This window comes from Nonomuraea candida (genome assembly GCF_000725485.1).
GTDB classification, from domain to species: domain Bacteria; phylum Actinomycetota; class Actinomycetes; order Streptosporangiales; family Streptosporangiaceae; genus Nonomuraea; species Nonomuraea candida.
Window position 1 is genome coordinate 1 of sequence record NZ_JOAG01000179.1, and the last position, 286, is coordinate 286.

The 286-nt window shown below is 70.6% G+C and carries 1 protein-coding gene; it reads left to right on the top strand.

What is annotated here, in order from left to right:
• Positions 1-286 (top strand): hypothetical protein (locus IO39_RS43600; RefSeq protein WP_043637872.1); only part of this gene is annotated, 286 nt, incomplete at both ends.

Below are 286 nucleotides of genomic sequence, written 5' to 3' on the forward strand. Positions count from 1 at the left end.
CCTACGCCTATGACGCCAACGGCAACCTGGTCAAGGCGACCAGGACCAAGGGCGGGACCGGGCGCGCGGAGAGCGTCGAGTTCGCCTACAACGACGACGACGTGCTGACCCGGCGCACGGTGGAGAACGGCGACCAGGACCTGACCACGACGTGGAAGGTGGACGAGCGCGGCCTGATCCTGGAGGAGACCGATCCGCGTGGCAATGCCGCCGGCGCCGACGCGGCCGGCTTCACCACGCACTACCGGTACGACGCGGCGGGCCGGCTGGTCGAGGTGAAGGCGCC